This is a genomic window from Actinomadura sp. RB99 (assembly GCF_014706005.1).
GTDB lineage: Bacteria > Actinomycetota > Actinomycetes > Streptosporangiales > Streptosporangiaceae > Spirillospora.
In genome coordinates this window covers 1-16,356 of record NZ_JABMCA010000121.1, presented here as the reverse complement: position 1 = coordinate 16,356, position 16,356 = coordinate 1, and the positions used below count along the sequence as shown (strand labels likewise).

At 69.3% G+C, this 16,356-nt stretch carries 10 protein-coding genes and 1 pseudogene; 8 read left to right on the top strand and 3 right to left on the bottom strand.

The genetic code is table 11. From position 1 onward, the window contains the following. The first annotated feature begins 1,155 nt into the window (after positions 1-1,155). From amrb99_RS47390 to amrb99_RS47375, 5 genes and pseudogenes are all read left to right on the top strand, one after another. Positions 1,156-1,449 carry a hypothetical protein gene (locus amrb99_RS47390; protein ID WP_190868674.1) on the top strand — a complete coding sequence of 98 codons (294 nt, stop codon included), beginning with the start codon at positions 1,156-1,158 and terminating at the stop codon, positions 1,447-1,449. Between the two features lie 106 nt (positions 1,450-1,555). Next, a pseudogene (locus amrb99_RS52125) lies at positions 1,556-1,651 on the top strand (IS5/IS1182 family transposase); the annotation flags it as partial. A 761-nt stretch (positions 1,652-2,412) separates the two neighbouring features. Further along, entirely contained in the window at positions 2,413-3,927 is a 1,515-nt protein-coding gene (locus amrb99_RS47385) for a glycosyltransferase family 39 protein (protein WP_190868673.1), read from the top strand. A gap of 1,761 nt (positions 3,928-5,688) precedes the next feature. Next, positions 5,689-6,138: a fibronectin type III-like domain-contianing protein gene (locus tag amrb99_RS52120; RefSeq protein WP_190868672.1), complete on the top strand. Its 450-nt coding sequence runs from the start codon at positions 5,689-5,691 to the stop codon at positions 6,136-6,138. A 255-nt stretch (positions 6,139-6,393) separates the two neighbouring features. Continuing rightward, complete coding sequence (locus amrb99_RS47375; RefSeq protein WP_190868671.1) at positions 6,394-6,993, top strand: TetR/AcrR family transcriptional regulator; 600 nt, start codon at positions 6,394-6,396, stop codon at positions 6,991-6,993. A gap of 261 nt (positions 6,994-7,254) precedes the next feature. Here amrb99_RS47375 and amrb99_RS47370 read toward each other — a convergent pair whose 3' ends face one another. Both amrb99_RS47370 and amrb99_RS47365 read right to left on the bottom strand, forming a co-directional pair. Next, entirely contained in the window at positions 7,255-11,517 is a 4,263-nt protein-coding gene (locus amrb99_RS47370) for a WD40 repeat domain-containing protein (RefSeq protein ID WP_190868670.1), read from the bottom strand. 862 nt (positions 11,518-12,379) lie between these two features. Then, entirely contained in the window at positions 12,380-12,541 is a 162-nt protein-coding gene (locus amrb99_RS47365; RefSeq protein WP_190868669.1) for a hypothetical protein, read from the bottom strand. Positions 12,542-12,576: 35 nt separating this feature from the next. Here amrb99_RS47365 and amrb99_RS47360 point away from each other — a divergent pair, with 35 nt between their 5' ends. Then, positions 12,577-13,581, top strand: a complete 1,005-nt coding sequence (locus amrb99_RS47360) for a phosphodiester glycosidase family protein (protein ID WP_190868668.1) — start codon at positions 12,577-12,579, stop codon at positions 13,579-13,581. A 207-nt stretch (positions 13,582-13,788) separates the two neighbouring features. Here the strand turns inward: amrb99_RS47360 and amrb99_RS47355 are convergent, their stop codons facing one another. Beyond that, positions 13,789-14,475: an aminoglycoside phosphotransferase family protein gene (locus amrb99_RS47355; RefSeq protein ID WP_347257173.1), complete on the bottom strand. Its 687-nt coding sequence runs from the start codon at positions 14,473-14,475 to the stop codon at positions 13,789-13,791. 1,064 nt (positions 14,476-15,539) lie between these two features. On the opposite strand from amrb99_RS47355, the gene amrb99_RS47350 reads away from it, so the two are divergent. Beyond that, positions 15,540-15,929, top strand: a complete 390-nt coding sequence (locus amrb99_RS47350) for an MMPL family transporter (protein WP_190868666.1) — start codon at positions 15,540-15,542, stop codon at positions 15,927-15,929. After that, entirely contained in the window at positions 15,902-16,084 is a 183-nt protein-coding gene (locus amrb99_RS47345) for an MMPL family transporter (RefSeq protein ID WP_190868665.1), read from the top strand. The genes amrb99_RS47350 and amrb99_RS47345 overlap by 28 nt, the downstream gene beginning before the upstream one ends. The last annotated feature ends 272 nt before the right edge of the window (positions 16,085-16,356 follow it).

The window sequence follows — 16,356 nt, the reverse complement described above, 5'->3', positions numbered from 1 at the left end:
GGCGTTACGGTGGGGCACGAAGACCTCCGCTGTGGTGTGGACCTAGACACCTCCACCACATCGGAGGTCTTCCTCGCTCACCAGACACCCACCGGTGTCAACAACGTTCGTGATCAGTACACCTAGTCCTCTGGCCGGGGCCCGCGGAACGGCCGCCCACCGACCCCACTGCTCAGGCCATCCCGGCGCCGGGCTCCGCAGTCGGCCACGGCCACGCCCACCAGCACTCCAATCGAGCTTCTGATCAGGACTCCGCTTCACTGCGACGCCCTGCCGGTGGCCAGTGACGGAGCGCGTTGCGGACGGCGATGCAGTTCGCCCCGAACCCGCCAGGCCGGAGGTGCTCCCAAGGGGTCGTGCCAGGCGCAGTTGCGGGTCGCACACTCCGCCCTGCCGACGGGCTACCAGAACCGCCACCCCAACGACTGGATCGACATCCCCGCCGCCGATCCGTACCTGCCCGGCAACCTAGCCTGGCATCTGCCCCAAGCCGACCGCCAAGAGGACCTGGTACCCGCTGCTCATCCGGCTGTACCTACGCATCACCACCGCAGGTCTGCCCGACCTGACCAGCGACTACACCCACACCACTCATCTACACGCCCAGGCGATCCGCTGCGTCCTGATGAAGTCAACGCCCGCGCTCACCAGCCCCGGCCCCACGCTCCCCGCCCCTTGACCAGCCAGGTCTCCGGCCAGCTCATGGGGCATGCCGATCCCGACATCGCCACCTAAACCGCCACCCTGCCCCGTGCAGGCCCACGGCTAAAGCCGTCCACCCCGGCGCCCCCATCCACGCGGATCACCCGCTCGAACTCGTCATCACCCGCTACAACGGCCCGGTGTTCGCGTTCAGCCCGGACGGCACTTGCACCCTGACCAGCAGCGGCAACAACATGGACCGGTGTGGTCCGCTGCGAACGGACGTGAGCTGGCGACCTGCTCGCAGTGGTCGGCGGGGGCCGAATGCCGAAACCGACTGACCCCGGGATGAGCCGCCGAGCTTCACGGGCTTGGCGCCTGCGCCCCGGCGCCGATGGTGATCCGCCCGGCCGCCGCTTCGTGCCGGACAGGGCGTCCGCCGAACCTTGAAGGCGGCCACCGGGGCTGGGACACTGGACTGAACCGGTCACCGACCATCATCGAGGTCGTTCGATGGCGACTCGAAACGCGCGCCACGGTGGAACGTCGCTCGACGGGCTCATCCCCGCGATCGTGTCGCTCGTCGCCCTGGTGATCTCCATCTGGTCCGAGATTCTGATCTTCACGGACTCCGCCGGGGACGACATCCACAAACGCGTTTACACCGGGATCTTCTACGGCCTGGGCGGACTCGTCGGCCTGGTCAACACGTTGCTCGGCTCACCGACTCAGAGTGTCAGCCAGGCCCCGCCCTACGACGGCAAAGAGATCGGCTTCGACCCGGGTGACGTCCACGACACGGACTGACCGCCCCTGGCGGAACGTGCCCGCCCCTACGGCTCCTAGCAAGCGGTTTACTCGCTGTTCCGCCGTCGGCAACGCGACGGCGCCGGGGGCGAACATCCCGCCCCGGCTGCAAGCACAGGCCGACGTCACCGGGCTGATCGGCTGGCAGGTCGGGGTGGACTCCACCGTCCTGTGCGCCCACCAGCACGCGGCCGGAGCTCGCTGCCGCGGCAAGAAACAGGCCGAGCCTCCCAGCAGACCGGCAGCGGAGCGACGCACCCAGTTCGAGGCCGTCATGGCCGGGATCCGGCTCGTCCGCATCGGCAGCGGGCACCCGCGCACCAGGCCCGAACGGTGCGCGGGGAAAGGTGTACTCCTCCAAGGCGATCCGAGCTCACTTGCGGCGGCAGAGCATCGCGGCCACGATCCCCGAACCGGCCGGCCACCGGCTGCGTGGCGGGGCCCGCGATGGCCGGCCCGCCCAAGTTCGATCCGGTCGACTACCGACAGCGCCACGCCGTGGAGCGCGGCATCAACCGGCCCAAACACCATCGCGCCGGTCGCCGCCAGGTTCGACCAGCTCGCCGTCCGCTGCCCGGCCACACTCCACATTGCCGCCATCAACGAATGGCCTGATCAACTTTGAAACAGGCCCCAGGTTTCGTACTGGCCCGCAGGCTCGCCGGATCCCCGGACGACGACCTGAAACTGGGGGAAGAGCGGCCTTCGTGGCCACTCTCCCACTCGGCTGACCGCCCGGCGAACATCTTTCGACGCCGTCCCGCTCGGGCGCGCGCCTCCGGAGCGGGACGCGGGTCGCATTGAACCTGGCCACCATGCCGTCGGGATCGCACCCGGCACATCCGCGAGTGCGCGCGCCCTGACGGGCGTCCCTCGAACCTCTCACCACACGTTCGGTTAGAGGTCGTGACAAATGGTGAAGACCACCCCGACGTCCTCGACTCGGTCCACGGGGGGTGAGGCATGGCGTCGACCGGCACTCAGAGCACGACCATCGCGCTGCCGGGCAGTGCGGGGCGCCTTGCCGCGGCGTGGCCGGACCTCGTGATTCCGGGGGTGGTCACGCTCTGTGCGTGCATGTGGCGGATCGGCGTGCCCTCGTACTGGCGTGACGAGTCGGTCAGCGTCGTCGTGGGGCACAGCGGGCTGGGCACGATAGCGAGCTTCACCTCCCGCATCGATGCGGTCCACGGCCTGTACTACCTGCTGATGCACCTGGTGACCGGGCTGGGGACGAGCGAGGTGATCACCCGGACGCCTTCGGCGGTGGCCTCCGGCCTGGCCGCTCTGGGGATCGCCGCCGTCGGCAGGCGGCTGTACTCGCCCAAGGCCGGTCTCTACGGCGGCCTGCTGTACGGCCTGCTGCCGATCACCAGCCGGTACGGTCAGGAGGCCCGCCAGTATGCGCTGGTCAGCGCGGGCGCCGTCCTGGCCGCGTACTTCCTGCTCCGGGCGCTGGAGGATGCGCGTCCCCAGATCAGGTGGTACGCCGCGTACGCCGGGACGATGGGGTTGCTGGGCTGGCTTCATCTCTACGCGCTTTTCCTCCTACCCGCCCACGCCGTGACCGCCGGCCTGTGGAGGCATCCCCAGTGGCGGCGTCGCCACCGCGCGAGCTGGGGGTTGGCCGCTCTGGCGGCGATGGTCCTGGTGTCACCGCTCGTAGTGGTCGCACACGGTCAAGAGGCCGCTCAGGTGTCCTGGTTACAGCGCCCCGGGCCCAGGGCGCTCTACGACCTCGGCCTGTGGGTCACCGGTGATGGACATGTGCTGCTGCTGCTCGCGGTGGTGGTGGCCGTCGTGGTGGGGACTGCGCTGCTGCTCGCCCGCGACCATCGCAACGCCGCCGCGCTGACCGTCCCGTGGATGTGCGTACCGTTCACCTTGGTGTGGAGTGTGTCGCAGGTCCATCCCGTCTATCACCCTCGCTACATCCTCTACTCAGTCTGCGCCCTGGCGCTGCTGGGCGGGGTAGCGCTGGACACCGCGGCCGTGCGGCTGTCTGCCGGCCGTCCGTGGTTGGCTGTGGCGTCCGCAGTCACCGTCCTGGTGGTTCTGGCGTTGGCGACGCTCCCCGCCCAGTTCGCCGAGCGTGGGCCGCGGAGCCGTCCAGACGACCTCCGCTCCCTGGCCGCCACCTTGCGGCAGCACTCGCACCCGGGGGATGCGGTCCTGTACCTGCCCGCGGACCGGCGGGCCTTCGCGACCGCCTACGCCGGCGCCTTCGCCCGGTTGAACGCGACGGCCCTGCAAGACCACGAGACGAACTTGCAGCCCGGCTCTTTCCGGTCCGCTCTGGCAACCGAGTCCCGGGTCTGGCTCGTCCAGATACCCCCGCACGACCACCGGTACCGCAGCGCCGCGTCTCCGCGCGATCTCGCGATCCTCAAGAACGACAAGGGTTTCCGGGCGACCGACTCAAGGTGGTTCGGGAGCGTCAAGCTCACCCTGTATGTCCGCCGCACGGCCGGAAGCTGAGATCCGCGTCCGGTGAGGCGAACTCCTCGGGCCGCCGCGGGACGCCCAGGAGAGGCGTATGGGCGATGTGGCACCCGTCCCTCACTGACGACCGGCTCCAATCGGAACCCATGCCGTTCGTACTAGTCGATGAGTTCGAGCAAGCAGGTGTCGTCGTCCGTTATGGGCTCGACACGAAGACGCAGGTCGAGGCGCAGCCGGTCGGCCATCGCGGCGCTGTCTGCGAGCGCGGCCTCGGCGAGGCCTTGGCCGCGGTGATCCGCCGCCCTATTCCCCATAGCTGCCCTGAACCCCAAGGCGGAGTCGTCAGCGCAAGTCACGCCATTTGCACCCGGGGCCGAGACCCGCCCCCGCCGGAGTGCCTGTCGGAGAACCTGGGTCGATCTTGATGCGCCATCCTGTGGGCGACAGTCGGAGCGTGAACGCGATTCGGACATGCTGGTCACCGTGCGCGGTAAAGGCGTGCGGCGGTGTCGGGGCTGAGGTCCAGCACGGCGGCGAGTTCGTCCCAGGTGGAGCCAGCGGTCCGCGCCGGCAGTGGTAGCGCGGCGTCGGTCGTGGTCGGCGAGCATCACCCGCGCGCAGTGGATCAAGACTCAGTGGCGGGTGTGACCGGTGCGCTCCCCGCTCCGGCAGCCGGCGCCGCCGATGTAGTACGCGTTGAGATAGTTCGGACCTGCGCCCGGTAGCTGGGTGCGGCCAGGGCTGACACAGAGGTGATAGTCATTCGCGCTACCGCCCCCTCTGACGTCGACGTGTATCCGCACCGTCGTCGGACCGCAGTGGTTGTACGCCGCGAACTCGGACGCGCGGACGCTGTAGCGGAAGAACCCGCAGGGAGGAGCGGCAAACGCGTCCGCACCCGCCTGACGCACATCCAGGACGCGCCCGAACTCGGCGTGAGCCGGACCCGAGAAGGCCGTCATGGTCAGGGCAACACCTGACGCTGCCGCCAAGGCGGCTCGCACTGGGCGAGGAGAGAGCTTCATGAACACTCCTTGAGGTTCGGGCCATGACGATTGAGACCAGATGATCTGCCCTGCCTGAAACTACGACGCCTCTCGTGCACTGCGCCGACCGCGCAAGTGTAACTCTCTGTCCACATATCGTGTCCGCAGGTAACCGGATCGGATAGTGGGTTGGGTTCGGTCGGATATAGCCGCGACCTGCGGTTGATGTCTGTCCAGATGTGGGGCGTTCGCGTGGATCGAATCCGGCTCTCTCACGCTCGTCTTGCTTTCTCGGCGGTGTTTTCATCTACTTCGGCCCGATTGCGTGGCGTGGGTTGGCCCGGCGAGAGTTGACGAGTATGGCCACGATGACCGCCATCGCCAGTAGGGACCCCGGCCGCCCAGGCGCAGGCGACGGTGTTGCCGTGGGCCGTGCCGACGGCATGTCCGGATGGGCGGCGAGGTAGACCCAAGCGGCGCCAGCGGCGATGGCGTTCGACAGCGCTGTGCCGATCGAGCCGCCGATCTGTTGCGCGGTGTTGACGACGGCAGAGATGATGCCGGCGTCTTCCGATGCAGCTCATCATGGGTAAGACCCGGTGCTAGAACCCCGCACCGCCATGCGCTACGTCCCGTCCAGGCAGGAAGCCATGGCTGGTCACCTCGCGCCACCCACCCGGAGCCACCGATGGCCGCCGAACTACTCCCCCTGAGCGCACGAAGTCCGAGCCTGATCCACAGGAAGAACCAGCGGTGATGGACATCTACGGCAAACCGCGCTGCAGCCTCAGGGGCGTCAGCGGTCGTCGGCGTGGTCGGAGCTGGGCTGCAGTCCGGCTACCGCTGGTACACCAGCCAGAACGTCGCGCCGCTCTACCCCTTCGGCTACGGGCTCTCCTACACCACGTTCGCCAACTCGGGCCTGCGGACCACCGCCGCCCGCGACGGCGGCCTGGACGTGCGGCTCACCGTCCACAACACCGGACACCGCGCCGGGGCGGCCGTGCCGCAGGTGTACCTCGGCCCCTCCCTCGACCTGCCCTCCTCCATCCAGCAGGTCAAGCGGAAGCTGGCCGGGTTCGACCGGATCACCCTGCCGCCCGGCGCCTCCCGGACCGTCACCCTGCACATCACGGCCCGCGACCTGTCCTCCTGGTCCACGGCCAAGCAGAACTGGGTCCGCGGCACCGGTGACCGCACCGTCCAGGTCGGCTCCTCGTCCACCGACCTGCCCCTCACCACCACCGTCCGGATCCCCTGACCATTGACCGCGCTTCGCTGCTCTTGAAGACCACGTGCGCGAGTGGCCGCGGGTCCCGTCAGGGTCCCGCGGCCACTGCCATGCGCCCAAGCAGCCGCAGATGTCATGCAGGTCACCGAGAGAATCGACGCCGCCCGTCTACCCCACACGCCGGGGCGATCATTTGTTTGATCGTGACCTATTCGAGGGCGCTTCTTTCCCTTTGAGTGGTGTAGCCGGACTCGAGCGACGGGTACGAGGCGAGAGTGCTTGGGGGTGGTGATCTTGAACACGCCGATGGGCTCCGGCGATGAGCGGGTTCTGGTCGCGGCAGCCAGGTTGTTCTCAATGTTGGGCTACGACGCGACGACCCTGAGCATGGTGAAAGAAGCGGCCGGGCACCGCGCGGAAGACTCGATTCTCCTGAAAGCAGGAAAAGGGGAGCTCTATCACTCGGTCCTCCGCCGCCTTCACGCCATGGAGATGGAGCGTCTGGAGCTCGCCGTGAAGGTCGGCGATGGCGGTGTCGCAGGACTCCACAGCCTGGTCGACGCCTTCTTTGACTTCGTCATTGATCATCCAGAATTCGCGTCTATATGGTGGCAGAGAGGGCTCAAGGACGCGTCGGAGCTTCCCTTTTCGCCCGAAGAAGAGTTCCCACCTCCACTGATGACCTTCATGACGCCGGATTCTTGGCCGAGGATCACCGGCTCCCTGGATCTCAAGTTCCTCGCCTGGTGCGTCATGTGGACCGTGAGCGGCTTCGTCAACAGCGGTTTTCCGGATGAGACCGGGCGTCGCGTGTATCCGGACCACCAGACCACCGTTGATCTGTTCAGGGTCCGGTTGCACGAACTAGTTGACCGTTGTGTCTGACGCGAAGAAAAGGCGCCACGCGGTCAGCACGTTCCACTTGGGGGGCGTACTGGCCTCGCCCGCTGCCCGGTGCGATGCTTCGACGCATCGACCGATCCGTCCAGCTTCCCCGAACGGAAGCCACTGTCATCGCGTTTCAAAGACCTGACCATTGCGGCGATCGAGGGCGATATCGCCGCTCGCTCGTGTATCGACCAGGCGCGACGGGCGGGCGCGCGTCGTCTCCCGGTTACATTGGAACCGCTACTTCACTGGGGTCAGTCAGGGGTGGGAGGGCTTCGGGCAGGCGTCGGGCATCGGCTCGTTGGGCACGAACCTCTTCCACGACTTGGCGGGCAGGGGACCGAATCTCGTACAGATGCTGCGGACGGGGTCGACGTGGAGAGCGAGGTCCCAGAACCGCACCGTGTGGTCATCGCTGGAGCTGGCGAGCGTCCTCGCGTCCGGGCTGATCGCCAGCGCGTCGATCCGGCCGGTGTGGCCGGTGAGCGGAGCGCCGAGCCGGTGGATGGTCCGCGGGTCCCAGAGCCGGATCGCGTTGTCGGGGTCGGCTCCGGCGCTGGCCAGGAGCCGCCCGTCCGGGCTGAAGGCGAGTGCTCGCACGCCCCCGTCGGAGGCGCGGACCGGCGCGGCGACCGGGCGGCGGGTGCGCAGGTTCCAGAACTGCAGGGTGCCGTCGGCCGCGCCGATGACGAGGAGCCGGCCGTCCGGGCTGAACACGGCGGTGTCGGCCCTGCTGCGCGTCCCGGCCGTCAGTATGCCCGTGGGACGGCCGGTGCGCGGATCCCAGAGCCGGACGGTGCCGTTGCCTTCGGTGCTGACGAGCAGGCGCCCGTCCGGGCTGAGACCGCCCCATGTCGGAGGGTACTTGTGGTCGCGTGGAGGCACCCCGAGCAGGTATTTCGGCGGGTCGACGCTCCACACCCTTGTCTGCCAGCCGTTCGCGACGCTCAGGAACCGGCTGTCGGGGCTGAAGGTCAGCTGGGTGACCGTGTCCTCCGCACCGTTCCATGCGCGGATCCGGCGGCCGGTCCTGCGGTCCCACAGGATCGTCTTGCTGTCGTAGTCGCCGCTGGCGACCTTGGCGCCGTCCGGGCTGACGGCCACGGCGGTGACCATGACCTTGTGGCCGGTCAGCGGTTTTCCGGCACGGTAGCCGGTCCGGCCGTCCCACAGGTTCACGGTGCCGTCGCCGGCCCCGGTGACGAGAGTCCTGCCGTCTGCGGCGAAGGCCAGCCCGCCGACGACGGCGCGGTAGCCGGTGAGCGTCGTGTCGGACGAGCGCCGGGGCAGGGCGTCCAGGAACCGGATCGTCGTGTCGACGCCGCCGGTCGCCAGCCGCCGGCCGTCCGGGCTGAACGCCACCGCCTGGACGAGACCCGGGTAGTAGGACTCGGTGTACCGGTCGCCGGTGTGACCGGTCTGCGAAGTTCCGGTGATGCGCCCGGTGTCCGGGTCCCACAGGCACACCGTGCCGTTGCCGTCCGCGGTGGCGATGCGGTGGCCGTCCGGGCTGAACGCGACCCCGGTCACCTCGTCGGCATGGCCTGTGAGCGGGTTTCCGGTCGCGCGGCCGGTCCGCGGGTCCCAGAGCCGGACGACGCCGTCATAGCCCGCGGTGGCCAGCCGGTGGCCGTCCGGGCTGAACGCGACCGAGGTGATGGCGGAACCGTGCTTGACTCTTCGGATGAAGCGACCGGTGCCGGTGTCCCACATCCCTGCCGTGCCGTTGTTCGAGCCGGCCGCGACCATTCGGCCGTCCGGGCTGAAGGCCACCGAGCTCAGCCCCTCGGGGAAGCTGTAGGCGAGGATGCCCTGGGAGCGGGCCGCGGGGTCCCGCAACGGTACGCCGACCACACGGCCGGTCTTGGGGTCCCAGAGCTCGACCATGCCGTCCTGGCTCGCGGTGGCCACGCGCCGGCCGTCGGGGCTGAAGGCCACTCCGGTGACCCATGCGCCGGCCCTGGCCGTCGGCCGGCCGGTCGAGCGGCCGGTCTCCGGATCCCAGAACCGGACCGAGTTCCCCGCTCCTCCGGTGGCGACGACCCGGCCGTCCGGGCTGAACGCGACCCCGTAGATCTGGCCGCCGACGCTCATCGGCCGGCCGACGGGGTCACCGGTCACCGGGTCCCACAGCCGCAGTGTCGTGTCGGTGCCCGCGCTGGCGAGCAGCCGGCCGTCCGGGCTGAACGCCAGCGCGTGCACCGGTCCGGTGTGACCGACCAGGGTCGTGCGCTGCTGGCCGAGGAGGGACGTGATGGCCCTGCCGGCCTCGGGCGTGGGGGCCACACGCCAGGCGGCGGCCGCGAGTTGCCGCGCCACGACGGGCTCGGCGGCGAGGCTTTGGGCGGCGAGCTGGTGGGACAGGGCGATGGAGTGCTGGCGTTCGGCGTTGCGAGAGTTCCGGCCGGCCACACCCGCCGCTCCGATGGCGGTGGCGGCGAGGAGCACGAGGCCGACGGCGGTGCCGCGGCGCAGCCGGGCCGCCCACCGGGCCGCGCGGCCGCTCCTCGCGAGGAACTCCGCGGCGACGGCGGGCAGCGGCGGGTAGCGCTCCTGGTCCTCGGCCCAGCGGGACGCCGCCTGCCGGGCCGTCACGAGCTGGAGTCCGCGGTACAGGTACGACCCGTTCTCCTCATGGTCGCGCCAGACTCCGGCGTCGTCGAGGAGTTGGCTGCGCAGGGCGTGATCGGTGATGTCCGCGTCCAGCCAATGGCGCAGCCGCGGCCACGCGCGCAGCAGGGCGTCATGGGAGATCTGGACGTTCTCGCTGTCGACGACGATGAGCCGCCGGCGGGCGAAGACCTCCAGAATCCGGTCGATGTCGGCGCCGTCCGATCCGCCGTGCGCGCTCCGGAGGACGGTTCGCGCCAGGGTGCGGCGGCTCAGGTGGCCGTCGGAGGAGACGGCGGTCAGGTTCTGGAACACCTGGCGGGCGAGCGTCCGCTGCTCGCGGGTGAGCTCGGCGAAGGCGGTCTCGGCGCTGGTGGCCACGGCCTGGGACACGCCGCCCGTGCGGGCATGGCCGCGGCTGGTGAGCCGATCGCCCTCGCGGTTCTCCCAGATCGTGAGCATGGTCTGCGAGAGCAGCGGCAGGACGCCCGGGCCGAGGCGCCCCGCGGGCGTGCTCAGCTCGCCGAGGATGGTGTCGACCAGTCCGGCCTCGATGCTCAGACCGGCGGCGTCGGCGGGGCCGTTGATGGCGTGCCGCAGTTCGGCGGCCGACATCGGGCCGACGACGAAAGGACCGGCCTGGATCGCGGCGGCGAGCCGGGGGTCTTCGGAGCATCGGTCGATGAAGTCGCCTCGTACCGCGATCACGACCATGGCGGCGGGGACGCCACCGGCGCGCGGCGGCGCGGTCGCGGCGGTGTGCAGGGCCGTGATGAACGCCGCCCGTTCCGCCTCGGCCCGCTCGCGGCCGCCGTCCCCGGCGTCGAGGCGGAAAAGTTCCTCGAACTGGTCGATGATCAGGATGAGCCTGCCGTCGGCCGCCGCGGAACCGGGTAGGTCGCGGCGGAGCGCGTCGGCCTCGACGGCCTGGCCGACCAGCAGGTGGGCCTGATCGGGATGGTCGACGAGGCTGCGCAGCACCGCGGGAGCGCCGAGACCCGCCAGTCCGGCCAGGGCGGTGGCGAGTCTCGCCAGTGGGGAGCCGGCCGGCCCGTCGACGACACGCTGGGGCCAGTCGCGGGCTGCCTCCGAGAGTTCGCCCCTGCTGATCGCCGGAAGCAGTCCCGCGCGCAGCAGGGACGACTTGCCCGCGCCGGACGCGCCGGTCACCACCAGCGGCCCGGCGCCGACCGGCCGCCGCGCCAGGGCGCTGACGAGCCGGGTGGTGAGCATTTCCCGCCCGTAGAAGATCGGGGCGTCGCTCTGGTGAAAGGGCAGCAGCCCCCGGTACGGGGCGCCGCCGCTCCACCCGGGCCATGTGGGAGCGGGGTCGTCTTCCGTGCGGGTGCGCCGCTCGATCACCTCGACCAGCCCCATCAGCCGCCGGGTGTCGACGGCCTGCCGGTATCCGAGGTCCACCGCAGCCTGCAGTTCGGCGCTCTGCTGGTCGAGGCCCTCACGGATCGTCCCCAACTGGACGCGCAGGTCGCCCAGCAGGAAGGTGAACTCGGCGAACTCCTCCCCCAGTGCGGCCAGCCCTGCGGCCAGCCGCCCCTGGAGTTCGTGGTCTCCGGTGCGGATCGCGGCCTCGATCGCGGCACCGACCACGCCGACCTCGCGCAGCACCCGGGCGAGATCGGCCCGGAGTTCCTCCGCCCTCTCCCCGCCGTCCTCAAGGACCTGCTGGATCCGGCGCTCCAGTTCCGTCTCCAGATCCTCGCGCGACGGCTCCCCCTCGGTGTCCGCGAGCCGCGCCAACCCGTCCTTCACCACATCGGTCAGCACGTTCCCGCCGACCGCCGTGACCGCGCCGATCCCCGCGGCCGTCACCGCCGCCGCACCCAGCCCTGAGGTCAGCAGTGGCCCGAACGCACCCGCCGACAGCACCGCCAGCAGTACCGGGGAGGACAAGCGGCGTCCCGTGTCCCCCGTCGTCCGCGCCAGCCGAACGACGCGCGCACGCACTCCCTCGCGCATCAGATGCCGCTGATCGTCCCCAGGCCCCATGGTCCCCACTTCGCGAGTATCACCCGCCGGTCATGGCAGGGGACGCCCGCATCGAGTGAACGGCTCGATGCGGTCAGGCGAGGTCGCCGGAGGATCTTGCGGACCCCGGCCGTGGGCGAGGACCTCACCGGCGAGCGGGGGCCGGTCGAAAAGTGAGGACGTCGCCCGGGTCTGGTCGTGCGTGAGTCGCCGTTGGTCGCGCAGGGCGGGACGCTGAAATGGGTGCGTCCCTAGTGCGCCACCAAAGCTCCCCGGGCGCCGACCCGGTCGCAGTCGCTAGTAGTTCAACGTTCGCGTCCTGCGCGGCCACTCTCCAGCGCGGAGCTGCGGCAGCCACCATCCGCCCCCGGGATCAGCCAACGGGTGTCGGGGCGCCAGGATGGGGTCCCGCCGCTGTCGTCGCGCACGGCGCGTGTGCAGGCTACTCGGCTCGGACCGCGCCCTCGAGAGTCTGCACGCGTGCGTCGGCGGCGCGGGCGCGTTCGGCGGTGGCGCCAAGCTGCTCGAGCGCGTCCTTCAACGCGCGCCGCAGCTCGGCCTCGGCACCCGCGCGGCCCCCGCGTTCGACCGTCCAGCAACGGCAGTTCCAGCTTCATCTCCGGCATCGGCACGCCCACCAGCGCGACCGAGTCGCCGCGCCCCACGTTCCCGGCGTTGATCGCCGCGCCGACGCCTGCCATAACACCGCAGCCCAGCTCGGCGGTGTCGACGACGCCCTGCTCGCTACCGCGACACGCGGCCTTCTATAGGTGATGGACGAGGACGGTCATGTGCTGATGACCACCCCAATGCCGAGCCTGGCTTCCGCAGCCGTCCCCTCCAGCGTCAGATCCACCTTGGCGAGTTCGGCGGCGATGAGGGCCATCGGTTTCATCCGCCGGACCTCGGCCACAGCAGGAATGGGGCGGACGCGTTCGGCACGGTGCACCGAACCGGCTGTAAGCGGCAAGCATCATAACTCGCATGACCCGGACCAAAATCCTGCGACGGTGGCGGTGGATTGTCGCGCTGGCCTTGTCTCCCGTCCTGGTCGCGTCAGTGGCGGTGGGGATCGCATACGGGAAGGGCGGCTGGTACGCCGTCAACGTCATGCTGCGCCGCGGCGCCAATGTGTGGGGCGACGTCGCTCCGGACGACTCCCGGCTGTCCCCGGGGATCCGTTTGTCGCTGGCCGGGCAGCGCACGCCGGATGCGCCCGAGCCGGTGCGCTGGCGCCAGGTCGCCACCGGGTTCGAGGTCGCCGAGCTGCCCGTCCGGGTCGGCGGGCAATCCGTGGACGCCCTGCTGCTCAGCCGGATCGATCCGACCCGCTACCGGTTCCGTGTGCTCAATCGCCCGGCCGGCGACCGGGACGTCGGTGACTGGATGGCGGCCACCGGGGCGTCGCTGGTCGTCAACGGCAGCTACTACGGCCGTCACGGGACCCCGGATACCCCGGTGATCAGCGATGGCCACCGACTCGGCCCTGCTTCCTACCAGGCCACGCATGGGGCGTTCGTGGCCGACGGGTCCGGTGGCCCGGGCAGCGCCCGGCTGGTCGACCTGGCCGGTCTCGACTGGCGGCGGGTTATCGGCGGCACGAGCCAGGCGATGGTGTCCTACCCGATGCTGCTGGGAGCCGACGGTCATGGCCGGGTCGCGGGCACAGACGAACGATGGCTGGCCAACCGCAGCTTCCTCGGGCAGGACGGCACCGGACGGATCATCGTCGGCACCACCCGCGATGCCTACTTCTCCCTGCCCTCGCTCGCCGCGTTCCTGCCGCGGGCCGGGCTCGACCTGCGCTTGGCCCTGAACCTGGACGGCGGGCCGGTCGCCTGCCAGAAGGTGTCGGCCGGCGGGTACCGGCGGGACTTCTGCGGGCGCTACGAGCTGGCCGTACACGGCGGCCGACTCCAGTTGCTGTGGCCTCTGGTCGACTTCCGGCGTTCGGCCCTGCCGATGGCACTGGTGGCCGTCCCACGCTGAAACACCTGGAGACCGTCCTGAAGATCGGGCAGGTGCTGATCCGCAAGGCCGGGCCGGCGCCTTGGCCCAGAAGCGTCACGCGCATTCCCGAACATGCCGACTTGCAGGACACCGCATCCTTTCGAGCCCGCGGTGGCAAACGGCTGCCCGCCTCCTGGACACGATCTTTGCGCAACCTCTCACGCTCACTCGGTCAGACTGCGCCCCTCAACACCCAGATCGCTGGGTGAGCCGGGCCGCGATGGCAGTTCCCTCCTGTGCGAGCCATGATTCGGCTCGCGGCATGCGGTTCTTGACGCCTTGTTCCCAGAAGCACCGAAACACCGGGTCGGCTTCAGCTGCGGCTCGGCTGGTCAGGTGGAAGCGATGAACCATGCGTCGGGCCAAGGGGACCAGGTCGCGCCGCTGTTGATCGGACATTCCGTAGGCGTTGGCGATGTCGTAGACCCGTGTGGTCGGCCGGGCGAGGTCGAAGTCGATGAGCGCTGCGGGAAGCCCGTTGCGGAAAACCACATTGCCGGGGCAGTAGTCGCGGTGACCGACCAACTCAGCGCCGGTGTCGACGAGCGGGATGGCCTCTGTCCCGGGCAGCGTCGCCCAGACGGCATCGCGGGGTGGTGTCCATCTCTGTGCGGCGTCGTGGAGCCGCCTGATCAGACCGGCCAGGGCAGCAAGGACATCTTCACCCGTCGCCTCGGGCGAGAGTGGTTCGCGTAGGACGTCACCCTCCACGAACGACAGCACCTCTCGGCCCTGCTCATCGATGCCCAATGGCTTGGGGGCGTCGGAGAATCCGGCCTGGCGCAGGTGGGCGAGGTAGGCCTGGATCGTGGCGGTGAAGGGTCTGACCGGCCGGCGGACGGTGTCCGCGACACGAGTGATGCCAAGGGTCACGCCGTCCCCGATGAGAGGCTCCTCATCCGGCGGCGCCCCTCGATCACCTGGCATGTCGCTCTCCTAGATTTCGACTGCTCCGAGCAACCCAGCTTGAGCTGCGAGGATCTGCCGGGCGGCTTCGGCATTTCGGATGGCGCTGCTGCCTGAGATCCCGAAGACCCCGGCCAGACGGAGCGGGCCGCCGGAGCCGCAGGCCAAGGCCTCTTCCGGCATGCAGTTTTCCAGCCCGACATCCACCACAACCTACGCGGCTGACCACCCCAGGAGCTGCGCTACATTCGAAACAGACCTCTTCGGTGTGAACACGACCGATCATGCTCCGGATGCACAGCTTTCCAGCGTCACCGCAGGTCAGGTGCAGTCCTTCAGCGCAGCACAGCGCACCTTAAAGAAGATCAAGTTCCCTTTGCGATCTTCCGCCATTAGCGCCTCTGGCCCTGGCGATAGAAATTGCGCTCGACAACCCCTCGGATCGGAACGTTGGGGGCTGCAGAGAAGACTCTGTGCGCGCCACCCGAAGATGAAGCGGCTTCTTAACGCGCAAGACTGCTTGCATATCTGCTCGCGCTTCTGTTTGTTAGACGACAGACCACTTTCTTTACGTTGTAGATTCCGACCGCCACTCTCCGCAGCGCGGCCGTCCCGTACGACCGTCAAGACGGCGATCGCCATTCGGAAGGTGGAGAGGTGGCACATCGCTCTTCCAAGCCGACGGTCGCGGGTTCGAATCCTGCCGGGCACACCACCCCTCAACAGGGTAAATGTATACTCACCGCCCAAGATCCACGCATGATATGTCCGCGTCTTAGCTCGATGTTCGCTCGGATGTCGCCACCACCCACCGATCACCCGGCCGTGTTGGAGCCGAACGAGCCTTGGCGGACGGGCGTCCCAGGCGGTGGGCGGGAGGGCTATGAGTGAGGAATACCCGTGAAGTCGTCGTCGACCTTCACCACGCCGCCACTCCCACCGGCCAGGTCAGCGACGATCTCACACGCGCACTGCAGAACACCGGCGGGGTCGCCCGCATCACTCTGCCCCAGTAGGCGGGACAGGGAAAGGTGCTGGTCACCACGGCCACCCCCGGCGCAGGACCTCAGACCTCAGCCGCGAGCGACCTCTCCGCCACCCTGGCACGGCACACGCTGCCCGGCTCACTCGCCGGAACAGGTGCCGAGGGATACGTCACCGGGAGCACCGCCGGCCAGCTCGGCTTCCGCGACACCGTGGCCCGGCGACTGCCGATCATCATAGGGATCGTCCTGGCCGCCGCGTTCCTACTGCTGATGATCGTGTTCCGGAGCCTGCTGGTCCCGCTCAAGGCCGTCGCCCTCGACCTGCGCACAACCACCGCGTCCTATGGCGTGCTGATCGCGACCTTCCAGTGGGGCCGGGGCGCCCGCCTGCTGGGTCTGCCGGAACCGTGCCGATCGAATCCTACGTCCCGATGATGATGTTCGCCGTCGTCTCCGGCGTGTCCATGGACTACGAGATCTTCCTGCTCACCCGTACCGCCGGTACCTGGAGATCCTCGCGCGACAACACGCGGGCCGTCGGCACCGGACTCGCCGTTACCGGCCGGGGTCATCTCCCGCCGCCGCGCTGATCACGACCGTGGTTTTCCCGTCCTTCACCGCGACACCCGCAGTCGTGGTCAAGATGCTCACCCTGGCGCTGGCGGTCAGCGTCGTCCTCGACGCCACCATCGTCCGGCTGATCCTGGTTCCACCCCTAATGTTCCTGATGGGGAAGGCCAACTAGTGTTTCGCTCGAATAGTTTCTTTTCGTTTGATTTTGGCGATGATCTCGTCGGCGTCTTTGGTCCAGGAGAATGGTTCGCAGCGGTCGTTCCAGCCGTCGATGAAGGTGCCGATCGTG

Excerpts from the sequence above, each read along its gene's own strand:
- amrb99_RS47385 (WP_190868673.1), top strand. The coding sequence starts at position 2,413 with ATGGCGTCGACCGGCACTCAGAGCACGACCATCGCGCTGCCGGGCAGT.
- amrb99_RS47360 (WP_190868668.1), top strand. The coding sequence starts at position 12,577 with ATGACCCGGACCAAAATCCTGCGACGGTGGCGGTGGATTGTCGCGCTG.
- amrb99_RS47390 (WP_190868674.1), top strand. The coding sequence starts at position 1,156 with ATGGCGACTCGAAACGCGCGCCACGGTGGAACGTCGCTCGACGGGCTC.